Annotated in this window: 13 protein-coding genes; 6 read left to right on the plus strand and 7 right to left on the minus strand. The window is 49.5% G+C overall.

Going from position 1 to position 17,737, the window contains the following annotated elements; translation table 11 throughout:
* Positions 1 to 77: 77 nt before the first annotated feature.
* The 3 genes from JW881_02895 to JW881_02905 form a co-directional block, all read right to left on the minus strand.
* A complete protein-coding gene (locus JW881_02895) occupies positions 78 to 1,562 on the minus strand; it encodes a hypothetical protein (GenBank protein ID MBN1696440.1) in 1,485 nt (494 codons plus the stop codon).
* Between the two features lie 142 nt (positions 1,563 to 1,704).
* Complete coding sequence (locus JW881_02900) at positions 1,705 to 3,303, minus strand: acyl--CoA ligase (GenBank protein MBN1696441.1); 1,599 nt, start codon at positions 3,301 to 3,303, stop codon at positions 1,705 to 1,707.
* A 233-nt stretch (positions 3,304 to 3,536) separates the two neighbouring features.
* Positions 3,537 to 4,886, minus strand: coding sequence for a DUF362 domain-containing protein (locus JW881_02905; GenBank protein MBN1696442.1), 1,350 nt, complete (start codon positions 4,884 to 4,886; stop codon positions 3,537 to 3,539).
* A gap of 574 nt (positions 4,887 to 5,460) precedes the next feature.
* On the opposite strand from JW881_02905, the gene JW881_02910 reads away from it, so the two are divergent.
* Positions 5,461 to 7,164 carry a hypothetical protein gene (locus tag JW881_02910; protein MBN1696443.1) on the plus strand — a complete coding sequence of 568 codons (1,704 nt, stop codon included), beginning with the start codon at positions 5,461 to 5,463 and terminating at the stop codon, positions 7,162 to 7,164.
* 304 nt (positions 7,165 to 7,468) lie between these two features.
* Here the strand turns inward: JW881_02910 and ugpC are convergent, their stop codons facing one another.
* Both ugpC and JW881_02920 read right to left on the minus strand, forming a co-directional pair.
* Positions 7,469 to 8,560 carry a sn-glycerol-3-phosphate ABC transporter ATP-binding protein UgpC gene (ugpC, locus tag JW881_02915; GenBank protein MBN1696444.1) on the minus strand — a complete coding sequence of 364 codons (1,092 nt, stop codon included), beginning with the start codon at positions 8,558 to 8,560 and terminating at the stop codon, positions 7,469 to 7,471.
* A gap of 174 nt (positions 8,561 to 8,734) precedes the next feature.
* Entirely contained in the window at positions 8,735 to 9,958 is a 1,224-nt protein-coding gene (locus tag JW881_02920; protein MBN1696445.1) for a hypothetical protein, read from the minus strand.
* Positions 9,959 to 10,117: 159 nt separating this feature from the next.
* Between JW881_02920 and JW881_02925 the strand changes: the two genes are divergently transcribed.
* A complete protein-coding gene (locus JW881_02925; GenBank protein MBN1696446.1) occupies positions 10,118 to 11,074 on the plus strand; it encodes a TIGR01212 family radical SAM protein in 957 nt (318 codons plus the stop codon).
* Between the two features lie 55 nt (positions 11,075 to 11,129).
* Here JW881_02925 and JW881_02930 read toward each other — a convergent pair whose 3' ends face one another.
* Positions 11,130 to 12,416 carry an MFS transporter gene (locus JW881_02930; GenBank protein ID MBN1696447.1) on the minus strand — a complete coding sequence of 429 codons (1,287 nt, stop codon included), beginning with the start codon at positions 12,414 to 12,416 and terminating at the stop codon, positions 11,130 to 11,132.
* Between the two features lie 212 nt (positions 12,417 to 12,628).
* Between JW881_02930 and JW881_02935 the strand changes: the two genes are divergently transcribed.
* The 4 genes from JW881_02935 (at position 12,629) to JW881_02950 (ending at position 16,711) form a co-directional block, all read left to right on the plus strand.
* Complete coding sequence (locus JW881_02935) at positions 12,629 to 13,030, plus strand: PilZ domain-containing protein (GenBank protein ID MBN1696448.1); 402 nt, start codon at positions 12,629 to 12,631, stop codon at positions 13,028 to 13,030.
* 200 nt (positions 13,031 to 13,230) lie between these two features.
* Positions 13,231 to 13,716, plus strand: coding sequence for a sigma-70 family RNA polymerase sigma factor (locus tag JW881_02940; protein ID MBN1696449.1), 486 nt, complete (start codon positions 13,231 to 13,233; stop codon positions 13,714 to 13,716).
* Complete coding sequence (locus JW881_02945; GenBank protein ID MBN1696450.1) at positions 13,713 to 14,501, plus strand: hypothetical protein; 789 nt, start codon at positions 13,713 to 13,715, stop codon at positions 14,499 to 14,501. The genes JW881_02940 and JW881_02945 overlap by 4 nt, the downstream gene beginning before the upstream one ends.
* A complete protein-coding gene (locus tag JW881_02950; protein ID MBN1696451.1) occupies positions 14,498 to 16,711 on the plus strand; it encodes a caspase family protein in 2,214 nt (737 codons plus the stop codon). The genes JW881_02945 and JW881_02950 overlap by 4 nt, the downstream gene beginning before the upstream one ends.
* Positions 16,712 to 16,755: 44 nt before the next feature.
* On the opposite strand, the gene JW881_02955 is transcribed toward JW881_02950, so the two are convergent.
* A partial coding sequence (locus JW881_02955) for a DUF3160 domain-containing protein (protein MBN1696452.1) occupies positions 16,756 to 17,737 on the minus strand: 982 nt, incomplete at its 5' end.

Here is a 17,737-nt window from a genome sequence, read left to right on the forward strand (position 1 = left end):
GGCATCACGTGTATGGCCGTAAACGATATCGCGTTTCCGGAATAACAGGACAGATTGCCGATGAGATAGGGCCTTTTTTACGGCTGCATAACGCGTCCGAAAAAGAGAATAGCTCCCGTATCGTCGTTATAAATAAGAAAAATAAACGGCCTGTCAATTCTCATCACCGCAGACGGCGGCATCGATGTAATGCCGATTATAATTGCGGTCGCCGCGGCGGCTTCGGTGCCTTCTTCATCGACGGACACAAACGTCTTATGGAAAACATCGTGAATGAAAAGATCGTTTTCTCCATTAATGCCGGAAAAATCGGCTTCCATATCGTCAAAGGCATCGGACATTCCCAGCGACCGGAGGGTCCCTTTCAACGATTGTTCCCATTCGAAACTGAATTTGGGAATCGTAAGGGTGACCTGGAACCTTCCCATTGACCCGATAATCTCATCGAGCACATCCTGCGAGAGCTTCTCTTCGAATTTCCCGAACTGTCCTTCTGCGGGAAGAATGACGATCATCGAATTTTTCTTTTTCCCCTGGTAACCGAGTTTTATCGCCTGATAACTCCCCGAAACCTCACAATAGGAGGTGGTGACACTCTGGTGCATCAACGGTACGGTAACGGCGCTTCCATCGGCCGGATAGAAGCTTTCATCCCTTGTTTGCGCTTCATCGAACTTGTCCAGCCAGGTTGCCTTGAAATAAATCGCGTTGGTAAGGACGAGCCGTGCCAGGTCGGTTATCGAACCGGGGGGAAGCAGATCCTCGATGCGTTCTTCAGTTTTATCGCTTACCCAGTCGTTGATGAGTATCCTGCATTCTTCCGGTGCCGTCTTGAAATCAACGGTAAACATGTCCGCGCCGTAATACTTCGCGAGAACATCGAGATAGGCGGGAACAAAGTAATAATCTTTCTGGCCCCACGTGCTGTTTGCGATAAAGAGTTTAAGCGGTTCCCCGGCATCGGGATCTTCTTCCGATCCGCTCGCCAGGGCGAGATCAAGCGCGTTGAAAGCGTTGTGCAGGTTATTCTCCGGAAGGGCATAATGCATGACCCGCGCCATCTCCGTTTTCGTGTTGCCGTTTGCCCCGGCATAACACATACCAAAGGCAAATGAAATGCTGACCGGCGAGAAAAAGACGTTCCCGTCACCTTCACTCACCTGCCCGTAGCAGTCGAAGGCAAACGCGTTGTTGCCGGCGACAACGGCCTCGAGTTCCCCCGGTTCGGGATCCGGTGCCGTCTCCCGTTCCAGTCCGGAGCCGACGATTTCGATTCCCCCGCCCGATGAGGGAAACGCTGAAATCAGACCGACGTAATATCGCGCGATCAGGAGGGCGTCGACGATATCGACGACGCCATTACCGTTGACATCCGCCCTCTCGGGAAAAGCGAATGTTACATCGATCCCCACATAGTACTGCGCCACGAGCAGGGCGTCGATGATATTGATGTCGCCGTCCGAATTAACGTCTCCTTTGCCGCCCGGAGACTGTGCATGCAGGGTAAAACCCTGAAGGATCAATAATATAACGATACCGGCTTTGATCATAATTTTTCTCATGATGCTTTCCTCCTTTTTTCCTGTATACCTCGATTATTGTATCACGCAATCCCGGTGAGGTAAAGAAAAAATTATGTACGGCATGCCGGGTGATTGGCGGCGAAGGTGAAAAAAAATACGGGGGAACCCGCGAACGTGGATATCAGCCGGGGCCGTTTTCCTGCATGCGGATATATTCCATACACCGATGCCTGTCGACTTTGCCGCTCGCTGTTTTGGGAAGGCTGTGGATGAGATAAAGGAAACGGGGCATCTTGAATCTCGGAAGCATTTTTGCGCACCCGCCCAAAATCTTTTCTCCGCTCAAACCATTCTCACGCGCGACACCTAAAGCGATGAGCCGATGGCCCAAAAGCGGATCTTCCAATCCGAGAACAGCCACTTCGATCAACTTCCGGGTTCCGAGGAGAATATCTTCTATTTCCTGCACATTGATTCTGTGCCCCCCGACTTTGTATTGATTATCTTTTCGTCCGGTTAAATAAATAAATCCTTCCGCATCGCGGTACCCCATATCACCGGTATGAAAACCGTCACCGTCAAGTACCTTCGCGGTTAACTCCGGGTCTTTCCAGTATCCTTTCATTATATTGTCGCCGGAAGCGACGAGTTCACCGGTCTCCCCTGCGGGAAGCTCCTTCCCGTCCTGATCCATTATTTTTATCGTGACCCCCGGAATTTCTACACCTATCGATTCGGTTTTTTCTTCGAACCGGGACGGATCGAGCCATGTCAGCCGCGCGGACGCTTCGGTAGCACCATACATCACGATAATAGCCGTATGCCGGGGAAGGGCCTTTCTCAATTCGATTTTGATCTGCGCCGCCATATGCCCCCCGGCCTGCGAACAATACCGTAAATGGGTCAACATGCTGCGATAGTGAACAAGGGGAGAACGGCAAAGCAGATAGGCGTACGTGGATGGGACGCCTGAAAATCCGGTCACTTTCTCTTCAACCATCTGCTTTATCATCGCGGCGGTAAAGGCGAAATTGTTGTTGATGACAACCCGTCCCCCTACGGCAAAATGGGTGTTCAAAAGTGATTTCCCCATAACGTAAAAAAACGGAAGCACGACCATCTGTATATCACGGTCGGTCAATTGAAGAAACCGGCAAATCGAATGTGTATTGGCGACAATATTGGCATGAGTCAACATGACACCTTTGGATTCTCCCGTCGAGCCGGATGTGTAGGTGATACAGGCAAGGGAGTCGGGATCCGGAGAAAGACTCTGGTCCGAAACCTCCCCCGTGGCAACGATATCCTCAAGCTTTTTCACTGCATATGCCGCCTCACTTCTTCCCTTCCGGTCCGACTTTGGGGACGAAACAAGGAGATACGGGAAGCCGCATTGACTGGTATCCGCTTCGTCGATGAGCCGTTGATATCGGCCCGACACACAGACACAGAAAGGCTTCAGTTCGTCCAGAATAGAGGTGAGCCGTCGGGGGGTCAGATCCGTGCTCAAGGGTACCGCAACGCCGCCGGCTTTGAGAATTCCATAGTAACAGACGACATAAAGCGGGCTGTTCTCGAAGATAAAAGCCGCCCGGTCGCCGGGAATCATCCCGTTTTCGAGCAGCCAGCAAGCAAGCCGGTTTGCCATGATATTGAGCCGCAGGTAACTGATCCGGTTCTTGCCGTGAACCAGCGCGATCGCCCCGGGACGGCGGCGCGCGCTTTCTTCAAGAAAATGATGGACCAGACGATGATCGGGAAGCCCGTTGTCTTTTTTCATATCATACCATCTTTCATGATCGATGACATAACCGGAATTTCATCTCTATTGCGGGAAGCGTATCGTTGCGAGTCTGCCTTATGCACAATTCCTTTTCCGATATGTCATTAACCCGGTACATCATCCGCCTTATTATCATTAATAATCCCGTTCACCGGTACCGCACCCCCCAGTTTCTCCCGATGCGTTGTTAACCGTCCGGTTGAGTGGAAAACCCTTCGTCCGCGGCGTTATCACCATCGCCATCGATAAAGCATATATTTACCCAGCGATTTAGGATCCGTTCCCCACGTTCGCTTCACCCTGCGGGCGTACTCGTTCTCCGCCTGTAATCTCGAAGAATTCCAGTCAAAGGAACGAACGGAAACAGTTCGTTCATCGAAAGAAAGCCCGCTTTCTTTCCCGCACATTGCAAGATCATCGTGGAGCGGCCGGTTCTCATTATCCGGATTGTGAAAAGGTATACCGGAATTGGCATAAACAAGATACTTTGAACCGTGATAATCGAGGGCCACCAGATCCTTGCCGGCCAGAACGGTCCGGGTATGCGCCAAAGGCGGTTCGGTCCTCGAAGCGAGTCCGGTCCATTCGGCTGTGGTAATATTCAGATCGGGGCTGCGTACGGTTTTCAGGAACATCCCGATTTCCTTGCCCAGCATACCATTGGCGGGTCCCTTCTGCCATTTATCAAAGGGAAAGGAATGAAAATTATAGTAGCTGCCGGTCAGTTTACCGTCAAGATACGGATCCGGACCGCCGCTGAGATCATTGATACCCAGCAGATTTTTCATACAACCGGTAATGCCGCAATAGGGGCTGTGGTGATTGAGTGCGGCGATATTGACAAAACGAAGCGGCCGTTTTGAGTAACCGCCGTTCTCCCAGATGCCGTGTTTAAAATCGATCCGGGTACCCCGGTCGGTTTTGAACACGGGATAACTCATGATCACTTCCCTGAAAAAGCTGCCTTCCATGCCGTTATCACAGGAGAGAAGCGGCACACCGCCCGTTCCGTCACAGAGGACAAACCCCTCTCCATCCTCAGGCGAGTAAACACGCCTCCCGCCGCTTTTACTGTCGATCAAATGTTTCACCGTAAAAGCGTCTCCATACCGCTGTTTCAGGATGCCGCAGAACTCGTTATAATTATGGACACCTTCCAGATCGACGTTCCGTACAAATAGCCGGTTCCAGCCCGCATCATCCGATTCCCACGGATGACAGCCGCGATGCACATTTTCGATAAAGACGACTTCCCCGTAAAATCCTCCGGGCCGCCCCATGACAAGCTCGACAAACCGGTTGAGGGCACCGATATTCGGCGCCCCCTGATTCCACCATTGTACATTCGGCTTACAGAGAATGACGTCATGCTCACCAAAGAGACAGGCGATTCCCCCGAGCAATTCAATTACTTTCTCGCAATTCTGCGCGGGACTCCCGTTGACCGACCGGTAAACGGTCGCTTTTGAAGAGAGATAATTCTTTCCCGGGATAGATGTTTGCGAACGGAGAAGCTTTTCGTTCGGCGAAACATCGAGCGGGTCCGCTTTTTTTCTCCTGTCGTGATGGTCTTTCTCCATAATGACCCTTTGTCAGCGGAAAATCCGTATGGAATTAACCATGTCGATTATTATTCGAAAGACATTGCGGTAACCCACCGGCTGTCTTCCTTCGATGTGTCGTTTATGAAAATACATATCCCTGACTGGATTGTATGAAAGGTTGAAGAGTCGGTCGAACTTTCCGAATTTTCGGTGTAACTATGCATGACGGATACTGTATTTTGTACGAACAACCGGTTCGGGACATTCAGTATAAATGGTATTAAAAAAAGAGTCAAGTCCGAGAAGCCCCTGATCGTCCGGTAAAAAAAATATCTTTCCCCTGCAACTTTTTATCTATGAAGACTGTCATAAATAAATGGAGGTACTTTTTTGCATGGATTATATAGCAAACACAGTGACAAAATAAAATGTTATTGTAACCTTATTGAAAAAAAGGACATTTTATGAGAAACTGCCATAGAGAGTGCTTTTCTGTGACACTCTCTATCGAATAAAGGTTATGGGACAACCTTCGGTGCCTGCCCGGTAATACATATCGCTTTAAAAAAGAGATAGAAGTCTCAAATACAATACGAGAAGGGTTCGAATAATGAAGATGAAAACAAAGAATAATAAGGGAAAACAAAAAAGAAAACTGCTTTTAACATGCGTATTCAAGCCATATGGCGTCGACGATGCATATGGTGAAGCGTTATGTTCAATGGAGTTATTGAACAACCAGGTGACAAGGGAACAGGGGATTCATTCTCCCCGATTCAACAACCTGAGTTTCGGATTATATTTGCTTGCGGAAAATATCGGGGTGCCGACAACCGTCATCGATTTTCCATCCTGGAAGAATTTTACCCGTGAGGTAAAAAAAGGCAATTACAGCCACATCGGTATTACATTTATTGCACAGAATATCCTGCGGGTAAAGCGTATGGTCGCATATATCCGCAGGTACTCGCCTGAGAGTAAAATCATTGTCGGCGGACATGGAACTTCGATTCCCGAATTACGTGACATAATCGATTATGATGACATATGCAGGGGGGAGGGAGTCGTATGGCTTCGCGGTTATTTTGGGGAAAATACTGATAAACCGATCATACACCCGACAATTCAGATCAGTGTCAATTCCTATATTTACGGTGCACCGCTTATAGAAAAGGCCGGTACCATTATCCCCGGCGTCGGGTGTCAGAACGGGTGCCGTTTCTGTGCGACATCCCACAAGTTCGAAAAAAAATATACCCCTTTTCTTGATACCGGTCATGCTATTTTCGATGCCTGTCATAAGGCTGAAAACGAACTCAATGTCACCACATTCGGATTGATGGACGAGAATTTCTGTCAAAACGATATAAAAGCCCGGCAGCTGCTGGAAAAAATGGAAAAATATCAGAAAACCTATACATTTCAAACCTTTTCCTCCGCAAGGGCAGTAACAGACATGGGGGTCGATTTTCTGGTAAGAATGGGAGTCAATTTTATATGGATAGGCGTTGAGTCAAAGGCGGGCCTGTTTGACAAGACCAAAGGAATCGATCTTCATGCATTGATTGCGGACCTCCAGAATCACGGTATTACGGTCCTTGCCTCCTCGATCCTCTTTCTGGAACATCACGACAAGAAAACAATCCACGAGGATATCGACTGGGCAATAGGGCTCGAGTCCGATCTGCTTCAATTCATGCTCTTCGGCCCGGTGCCGGGCACTCCCCTTTTTGAGGAATACACATCCCAGGGGAAAATGATCGAGGATTATCCGTGGCAAAGCCGTCACGGCCAGGGCACTCTCTGGTTTCATCATCCCCATTTTACCTTGCCCGAAACATCAGTCTACCTGAAAAATGCCTTCCTGAAAAAATATCTTACTCACGGTCCCGGCATCATCAACATGGCCCATACGGCCATAAAGAGTTACCTGATCATTAAAAAGGAAACGGAGTTTCGTGAAGCACGTGGATTGGTCTGGGACCGGGAGACGCTTCGATACAGAGAACATCACAACTCCCCACAGCCCGACCATTATATGGGTTTGCGGCTTAAGGAATTACGGAAAAACGCATTGAGGTTCCGCCCGGTGCTGTATACTGCCATGAAATATTGCCCGAACAAAAAGTCGGAAGAAAAAATCCGTGCGGTTATCGAATTATACGATACCACTTTCGGCCCCCCATCCCCGATCGACCGTATTCTCGACATTATCGTGAGAATATCGGCCATTTTCGAGCAATACCGCTTCAGGAAAAACGGCGTTGTCATGCGGCAGCCCCCGTTTCTCCGGACGGTTTACAATCACCGGTAAGACGGCATTGCAGGGTGATACACAAGAGAACGATATGACAAGAAAATCAACATGGATTTATATGGATCAAAATATATTCGAGGAAACCCGTATTACTCCGCATACAAAAACGCGTTGGATTTTAGAAAAGCGTTAAAACCTGCGCTTCTATTTGTCACCGTTGATGGTTCCAGTCCTTTCTGGATATCACCATAAAAAAGCGCCGGATTTACGGCAGCTTCTTACTACTGCACTTCCGGCGCCTGCATTCACTAAAAACTCATCATAGAGGTAATAACGACATACGCTTTCCTGAAAGTGTCCGCTAAATAACGTCTTCTGTTTCCATATCAAAGAAATGAAGCTTGTCGATGTCGGGATAAAAGTCCGCTTCATCACCCACATGGAATTCGAACCTCGGCTGAACACGAACGATAAGCTGATGGTTTTGTGTACTGACGTAAAGATGGATTTCAGCGCCGAGCGGTTCGACGACTTCGACATGGGTTTTGATATTGTTTTCTTTTTTGGGTGTCGTCGTGTACACGAGATCTTCCGGTCTTATTCCGAAAAGGACTTCCTTGTCGACATAGGATTTGAGTCTGTCCGCCATCTGTCCTTCCACTATTATCTGAAAGTCGCCTTCATCAACAATGATTTTTCCCGCTTTTTCGAGTATCTTCGCCGTCATGATATTCATCGGCGGAGAACCGATAAATGCCGCGACAAAGCGATTCTTCGGTTTGTTGTAAAGCTCGAGTGGAGAACCTATCTGCTGGATGAGGCCGTCTTTGAGAACGACGATTTTGTCACCCATCGTCATCGCTTCGACCTGATCATGTGTCACATAGATCATCGTTGCCTGCAACCGTGTATGAAGCGCTGAAATTTCCGCCCTCATCTGCACGCGGAGTTTGGCATCGAGATTTGAAAGCGGTTCGTCAAAGAGAAATGCCTTTGGTTTTCGAACGATTGCACGGCCGACGGCAACACGCTGGCGTTGTCCACCGGAAAGGGCCTTTGGTTTCCTGTCGAGAAGTTCCTCGATATGTAGAATCTGGGCCGCCTCATTGACACGCGTCTGGATTTCCTGTTTCGGATATTTCCTGATTTTGAGTCCGAAAGCCATATTGTCATAGACCGTCATATGAGGATAGAGAGCGTAGTTCTGGAATACCATGGCGATATCCCTGTCCTTTGGTGAAATTTCATTCACCAGGGTACCATCGATATAAATTTCACCGCTTGTAATGTCTTCAAGCCCTGCAATCATCCTGAGTGTTGTCGTTTTCCCGCATCCGGAAGGACCGACGAGAACGACAAACTCCTTGTCGTTTATAGTAATATTTGCATTATCTACTGCCTTGACATCATGTCCAAAAACTTTGGACACATTACGTAATTCAACTGTTGCCATTTTTACCTCCAGATTAAAATATTTAAAAGGTTGTCCCGCAACCTCTCTTTAAGTATATCTCACAATCACCCTTAGCATCAGTGCAGATGATGATAAGACACTCCCCTTCATCATATAATGATGATTATAATCTATTATGGGATATATTTCCCCTTTTATTTATTCCTTTGTACCCTATTCTGCAAAATATTTCAACTGGTCTTCAAGTTTTTTATTAAAATTTTCCGTGACGATCGCCTCTGAAATCCACGGGATAATCGTCTCGCGTTTTATATAGTCCCAATGATCGGGTAAAGGACCGGGAAAAATGAGGGAATCCGGTGGAGGAATATGCCCTATAAAGAGGGGATAATGCTTGGGCAGCAGGGTATTGCTTACCTCCATCAGTGAGGAAAATCCGCCGGCAATACCGAAAACATTATCGAGCCGTTTGAAATGATTTATTTCCATCAGTTTTCCCTGATTCTCCCGATTGAATATCCACCGTATAAACGCCTGTGCACCTTCCGGATTCTCCGCCCGCAACGGGATGCCCAGAAAAATAATATTATCGTAAACGGGAATTCCGTTTTCATATGAAAGCCATTTGAAATCAATCGCCTGGAGTTTTTCACGGGGAATCCTGAACATCTCCTTCGAATCAAGTAAAAAATATTGTATATTTTTATCGTTAACAAGTTGATACGGGGGTGCATTGAGATATTTTCTGCTGTAACTCCTCTCTGCCGTATACCCCCCCGGGATTTCATCCATCCAATTCTTGAGAAAGGCGACCGCCCTGGTAAGGGCGTCGGCGTTCCAGAGGAGGGTTTCCCCATCTTCTGTCCGAAAACCGGTGTGGTAGAGAACGGCCGTATGGTAAAGGAAATCGATATTCCAGAACGGCGAGAACCCCATTTTAAGCAGTCTGTCGCCCTTACTCTGAATGAATTGCAGGCTTTGTGTTTTGAGGGTCTCGAGGTTCATATACATATCCGTGTTATCTTCTAAAGCCGATGTCTTTTTATACAACACCACGGGAAGATTGAAACAGAGGGGGAGAAGCCGCTGTTGATTCATGTCTTTTCCGGGCTCGAGGATATTCGGATAAAACGCCCCTTCATCCAGTTGTTTCTCCTTGAACAATCCGTCCAGAGATTTGAATTTATGAATATTCGAAGGAGCCCAGAGATTTTCACCGATAACGAGATCCGGCGGGGTTTCCTTTTCTCCGAGCATCATCTGCGGGTCCGGATGATACAACATCTCGATTCTGTACTTTTCATTTGAGGCGTTGAATGTTTCACTGTACGCGAGTATTTCCGGAATATTCGTTCCGATGGTAACCCGATATGTATTGAACGCCCCGCAACCGGGAAGGAGAACGATAATGAGGAATAAAAAAAACCATTGCCGCATGTTGTGCTATTAAAATGAAGATAACGGCAAATGTCAATGGGGGGTACCTTTCGGATACGTAAAAAGCGTATATTTTATAAGGATTTTCGACGCGTTGAGACATCGACGCCGGTTTTTTTTGGAAAAGACAAAGCGGGACAAATCGAGTATTATATACCGATGAGTACTGATGCCGCGTGGCTGGATCTCTATCCTGAACATACATTCAACGCGTACGCTTTATATCTCAAACGGCTTTACGGTCGGTCCGTATACAGGGTTGCCGTCGATGCCGGCTTTTCATGCCCCAACCGGGGAAAAACGCGGAGTCATCCCGGATGCACCTATTGTGACGAATACGGGTCGCGCGCTCCATATCTCGGCCACGGAGGAAGCCTCGAAGAACAAATCGAAGGCGCGATCAAATTTCTCAAAAACAGATACGGAGCCGAAGACTATATTCTCTACTTTCAGGCCTTTTCCTCGACATTCGGTTCGGTCGAGGATTGCAGGGCCATCTATGACCGGGCCTTGCGCCTGGCGCCATTCAAGGAACTGGTCGTTTCGACCCGGCCCGACTGCATATCGGTCGATATCGCCGACCTTCTCGACTCGTATGTCAAGCCCGATATGAAAGTGTGGGTCGAACTCGGACTTCAGTCCGCATCCGATACGACATTGAAACGGATCAGGCGCGGACATACCGTTGCAACCTTCACCGAAGCCTACCGTTTATTAAAGGGAAAAGGTATCAACGTGGCCGTCCATCTCATCTTCGGCCTCCCGGGTGAAGGAAGCCGTGAAATACGGAAGACCGTCTCGTTTATGAGCGGTCTCGCTCCCGACGGCATCAAAATCCATAATCTTCATATTCCCAGGGACACGGCAATACACCGGGAATTTCTCGCCGGGGAGCTCGTCGTCCCCTCTCCACAACGGCACCTCGAGTACGTCATACAGGGTCTTGAATTACTGCCCCCCGAAACGATTATCATGAGACTGACCTGCGACACGCCGCCCGAACGGCTCGTCTTTCCGGGTCATTTTTGGGAAAAATCACGGTTTTACGCGGCGGTGAGGGAAGAGATGAGGAAAAGGAATACCTGGCAAGGCAGATGTTATTCGCCGGAACGATAATCGAGTACGATAGAACCTCACTCGAAGGCTTCCATGGAAAAAAAACATAGCCGGATCACTCGATCCTTCGAAACGCCGGATTAAAAAACCACAATGCGGATGAAAAAATAAATATCAGTATCGAACAGCACAGTATCGTGACGAATTCTCCCATTTTTTCCGCAATTAAACCCAGAAGAAGTCCGCCGAGGGGAGAAAAACCAAAAAATGTCAGTGAATAGATACTCATTACCCTTCCCCTCATTTTCTCCGTGACCAGCATCTGGAGAAGCGAGTTCGCGAGGTTATAGATAAAAATAAGGGAAGCGCCGATACCGACCAAAAGCAACAGTGAAAGCGGGAGTACCCTTGTAAAAGAAAAAATAAAAAGAAAAACAGGGAACATGAATGTTCCCAGCGTAAGCAGTTTCCCCCTGAAGGTAAACCTTCCCAATGCGGCGATGGTAAGCGCACTCAAAAATGCGCCGATGCCGCGGGCCGCCTGCAGCAGCCCGTTTGTCACCTCATTACCGTGCAGCACACTCACCGCCCATGCCGGGAGGAGGGTGATCGTTGAAAAACCGAAAAAACTGATGAACGTGATCAAAACGATGATGACCAGTATCACTTTATGTGAAATGATATAGGCCAACCCTTCCTTGAGATCGTGAAAAAACGAACGTTTTGCTTCCGGCATCACTCTCGGCTGTAATTTCATGAACAGAAGCGCGATAATGACGGCAAGATAGCTCAAGCCGTTGACGAGAAAACAGAAGGCGGGACCAAAGAGAGCATAGATAATCCCGCCGATCGCAGGACCGGTTATCGTGGCCATATTGAACATCGTCGAGTTAAGGGCGATTGCATTGGTAAGATCCTGTCTGGGTACCAATTCGGTGACGAATGCCTGCCTGGCCGGTGCGTCATAAGCGACAATGATCCCCTGGAAAAAAGCCAGAACGATAATCTGCCAGGCTAAAACGATATTAAAAAAAGTGAGAGCCCAGAGAACAAAGGCCAGCAGCATCAACAGGGACTGTGTGAGAACCAATAGATTGCGTCGTGAAACCCTGTCCGCGACAACCCCGCCATGCGGCATAAGCAGCCAGGAAGCAATGCCGGAAGCGAAAGCGGCATAGCCGAGGTAGAGGGGAGATGTGGTCAATTCATAGATAAAAAAACCCTGCGCCGTCATCTGCATCCATGTTCCGAAGAGAGAAACCAGCTGTCCCAGAAACCATAGACGGTAATTCGGATGCCGAAACGAAAGCGTGATGTTTGCAAGACGAATGGCCGACGTTCCGGGCGGCACGGGCGTCGTGAGAGGAGACCGTATAGTGTTTCTTTTTAAGATCTTTTTCATTGTTTTTCACCATCGCTTATCGATACCATATGAAAACCGGAATATCAGTATACATACTATGGATACCGTGATTATACAAGGATATACGGGGCGGCCTGGATCATGTTCCTCATCGTTTTAGGGAGAAACGGAAATCACATCATATTTTCATGATTTTCATTTATTGCATAAGCCCCCTTGCATCATTCGGCTTTTTCTTACATGATGCCATTATGAAAGAAAAGCGAAAAAACTCGCGTATCCCGATATGCCTCGATATTGATGTGACACTTCCTTCCGGCGGCCGTTATACCGGCCGGACGGTCAACATCAGTTTCGGCGGTTTTCTTGCAACCATAGACAAATTTCCGCCATGCGACCGGGGAGACGAATGCGATTGTGAGATCATTCTCCAGGCGGGAACGAAAAGAATCCCCCTCAGGTTCCGCTGTACGATCATACATCGGCAAAAGCGGCGTACAGGATTCCAGTTTCTCTATATTATCGGTCTTGACTCGTATACACATTTTAAAAATCTCATGATATTGAATTGCGAAAAACCGGAGGAACTTCTCAATGAACTGGAAGAGCACCCCGGCCTCAGCATCGAGAACGATAACAGGAAGACGCGCTGACCGGAGTCTGTTCTAAAAATACCGGATTTCGCGGAAACATCGGCGTTGTCCGGTTTATCGTCGGCGTAAAAAAGCCGGCAGTCATTCCTGAGGATCCAAGCGCGGCCCCCCGATATAACAACGTCTATCGCACCGCTTTACATGGTGTCGTTTTTTTCTCCGGAATGTGTTATATAGTAAAGATCAGAAAGGAAGCAATAGTGCCGGTCGATGTCGAAGCCCTCTACAGACGATACGGGCCGATGGTATTGAGAAGGTGCAGACAGCTCCTGCAGGATGAGCAGGGTGCACTCGATGCAATGCAGGAAACATTCCTCAAAGTGCTCCGTCACCGGAAACGGCTCGAAGCCAGATATCCGTCCTCCCTTCTCTACCGTATCGCGACAAATACATGTCTCAACATACTGAGAAAACAGAAGTCCGGACCGGTTGTCTCCGGCTGCGACCTGCTTGCATTTATTGCGTCGTCCTGTGACACGGAAAAGACCATCTGGGTGAGGGATCTCCTGCATCGAATTTTCATGAATGAGAAGGCTTCGACAAAGGAGATCGCGGTCATGTATTATATCGACGGCATGACCTACGAAGAAGTCGCCGAAGAGGTCGGGCTTTCCGTTTCCGGTGTACGAAAACGGATAAAAATGTTAAAGCAACGGGTAAAGGGCTTACAGGAGGTGATATCATGAGAGGAAAAAGGGAAACAATTCCCGACTGGCTGCTTGAACGTTACCTTCTGGGAGAACTCGATACGGAAACGACTATGAGTATCCGCACACGTATCGAGGAGGACCCGGAATGTGCGATAAGGTACGGCGAACTGTTAGCCTCGAACGAAGAAATTCTTGCCGCATATCCCCCGGATGAGATCGTGATGAAAATAGAGAGAAAACAAAACAGGGAGATAAAAAAACCAGAAAGAAGCATGATGCGCGTCTTTTCTTTGGCCGCCGCCCTCCTCGCCATTGTGGTCGCTGCCGTTATCGTATTGCCGGAATTTGGTACAACGGGTCATTTTACCGAAAATGACAAAGCGATCCGGTTCAAAGGAACCCCGTCCTTGACCATCTACAGGAAAACGGAAGCGGGCTACGATACAATCAAGACATCCGCCCGTGTCAGAAAAGGAGACAGATTTCAGATCAAGTATCGAGCCGGCGACAAATCATACGGGGTCATCATTTCCATAGACGGAGCCGGATATGTGACACTCCACTTTCCAGACACACAGGCAGCATCACCGGCCCTTGAAAAAGGGGGAGAAATTGCACTCGATGAGGCATTTGAACTCGATTCGGCACCCGGTTTCGAGCGTTTTTTCTTCGTGACCTCCGAGATTCCATTCGATGTCGGGAATGTCGTGGCTCAAGCGCGTGCGGTCGCCCGAAACAGTGAATCGGCCCGATCTATGGACCTCGACCTCCCCGATGGCTTCAATCAGCAATCGATCCTTTTGATAAAGGGGGAAAAATGATGACGGCGACATTCCGATCGAACAGATTCATATCCCGGACGGTCTTTATTATCGTCATGCTGGTATCGGGACTATTCCTCTTTCCGGAGGACACCGGCTCACGGACAGTCCTCCGGCGCTTTGCGCTCGTGATCGGGTCAAATAACGGGGGTAAAGACCGTTCGGTACTGCGGTACGCGACAAAAGACGCCCGGTCGTTTTCGGATGTCATGATGGAAATGGGCGCGGTCGCCGAAGAAAACCTCGTCCTCCTGCTCGATCCCGGCGTCGAAGAAATAAGCGCCAGATTCAGGACCATCAGAAATATAACGGACGGCATTTCAGGCGGACCGGGCAGAAAAGAGTTCATTTTCTATTATTCCGGCCATTCGGATGAAGAAGGGCTTCTCCTTTCAGGGCATCATTTTACCTACGCACGCCTGAGGGACGAGATCGCGCGGATTAAGACCGATGTCCGCCTCGCGATCCTCGACTCCTGCTCTTCCGGCGCCTTTACCAGAACAAAGGGAGTTCTCAGGCGACCGCCCTTCCTTATCGATGAATCCAGTGCGATGAAGGGATACGCTTTCCTCACATCGAGTTCCGAAGACGAGGCGGCACAGGAATCGGATAATATCGGGGCTTCCTTTTTTACCCATTATCTTGTCTCCGGACTCAGGGGGGCCGCCGACTCGTCGCGCGACGGTCTTGTCACCCTCAACGAAGCGTACAGCTTTTCTTTTAACGAAACCCTTGCCCGAACGGAAAAAACACAATACGGACCCCAGCACCCGAAATACGATATACAGCTTACCGGAACGGGGGATCTCGTCCTGACCGATCTGAGGGAAACCTCCGCCGGGCTCTTAATCTCCAACGATATTGCAGGAAGACTCTCAATCAGGGACTCATCGGGCAATCTCCTGGTAGAATTGAATAAATCGGACGGCTATCCAGTCGAACTGGGGCTCAAACCCGGTGATTACCGGATAATCGCCGACAACCACGGCGAATTGTTCTGCTGCGAGGTAAGTCTGCACGAGGGGGGGATAACACGACTTTCCCGGTCGGGTCTGGTTAAAATCACCGGAGAAAAAACCACCGTGCGGGGCGATGACAATACAGGGGGCCAATCGGTTGAGGATAAGACCGGCGGGATGACGATAACGCCGTTTATTTTTACATTCATCCCTTTGGGAAACGGAAACGATCCCGGGCATGCCTACAACGTTTCGGCGAATCTCTTGATCGGAAATGCCCCTTCGATAATCGGGGCGCAGGTATCGTCAATCGGAAATCACGCGGCCTTCGATGTGACCGGATTTCAGGGCGCAGGTATTTATAATGTAACCGGCCGCTCGCTTACTGGTTTTCAGGGAGGCGGAATCTTCAATATCGCCGGCGAGGTTGAAGCCGGAGGCCAGGGCGCCGGAATATTCAACTATACAACCGGCAATCTTTCTTATTTTCAGGCGGGCGGGATCTTCAATTACGTCGGCGGAACTCTCACCGGTTTTCAAGCCGGAGGAATCACCAACATCGCGAAAGGAGAAGTTACCGGCGTCCAAATCGCGGGACTCCTGAACTTGACCGATGCTGCTGTCAACGGGGTTCAGGCCGCGGGTCTTATAAACTGCGGAAAAGATGTCGCCGGTGTGCAGGTGGGACTCATCAATATCGCGCATGAGGTGGACGGCGTTCAGGTGGGGCTCATCAATATCGCACATGAATACCGGTCGGGCATCCCGATCGGTCTCGTCTGTATCGGAAAAAACGGCATTTTCAACCTCGATTTTATATACGACAGCGAGGGAAGGACCCACCTCGCCCTTCGTATCGGATCACACAACGTTTACGGACTGCTTACGGGCTCCCTGGTCCCCGAAACAGAACCCCTCCTCTGGTCGTTCGGCGCGGGATTCGGCGTTCATATCCCCAGCGAACCGTTTTATTTCGATATCGATCTCTCATGCCACCTGATGAACGAGGGCCCCATCGACAGGGAATCGTACGGTACCGACCACCTGCTTCCCGTACTGCGGGGAACGGCGGGGTTAGTATTCGGCAGGAGAATCGGTCTTTTTGCGGGTTCGAAAATCAATGTGCTTTTACCCGGATGCTACAATGACATCGATACCGGGGTGCACATGGATTTCGATCTTCCCCCTTTCGAGAAACCTGTGCGTCTTGCGGCCGAGTTTTTCGGGGGAATAACGTTTAAAATCTTTTGATCCGGATTCGCGGCCGTGTATAAGCGAGCCGGTCCGGGGAGGCGTTATTCCGTCATAAAATCGGCAGTCCATTCGGGTCGCGGCGGGGGATTTGTCGTTAACCGTTCTTTCCATACCGCATCATCGAGCCTGTTCCACTCTTCTTCCAGAAGTTCATAGTAGGTGAGAACATAGCCCGCTGCGGCGATCGTCGTATCGGTCTCCCCCGGGACATCGTAGATGATGATGACGGGCAGAAGCCTGCCGACCCCCGCGTGAAGGACCTTGTCCGCATAGGTATAGATATCCGAAATGACATGTGCCTCGGAATCCTGTTCGGGAATAAAGGACGTATCCTGGTTAAAAAAGTTTCTTACCAGGGTACCCCAGCCGTTGATATACTGATTATCAACCTCATCGAGGGGCTCACCCGATGCGAGTGTCGCCGCGTCTTTGCCGAACTCTCCCGCCCAGATTCCGATATCATGGAATTTCAATATATGAATAAGCGAGGTATCGAGTGTCCGGAGATACGTTTCGAGGTCGTCACACATCGTCTTCAACCGGGTATAAAAACCGGTATACGGTTCGACAAATCCGGGGGGCGGAATCGGTGTGGGTTCGGGCGTCGGCGTGAGCGTCGGGGGTTCGGTCGGAGTAACGGTAACCGACGGCGGGTTGGTCACCGTCGGGGGACCGGTTGCCGGCGGGTCGGTCGCCGTCGGGGGATTAGTGGTCGGCGGGGCGGTGTCCGTCGGTTCCGGTGTTACGGCCCCGGCGGGTATATCGCCCCACAACAGTGTTCCGTCGCCCCTGTGACAGGTGATCTTCCGGTGGACCGTATACAATGTCTTATCGGGATCAAAGGAATAATCGTCCGTCTGCGTATAAGCCGTCCAGTCATTCTTGAATATCCGGACCTGTATCTCCCCGGTCTGTCTTCCCGGAGAAAGCAGTCCGGCTTCGGGTAAAAACGCGATCTGAAGGTAACCGCCGGAGAATTCCCCGTAAATCTTTTCTTTTCCGACGACCGCGTAATCGAAAACA

It is taken from the genome of Spirochaetales bacterium, from assembly GCA_016930085.1.
Lineage (GTDB): Bacteria > Spirochaetota > Spirochaetia > SZUA-6 > JAFGRV01 > JAFGHO01.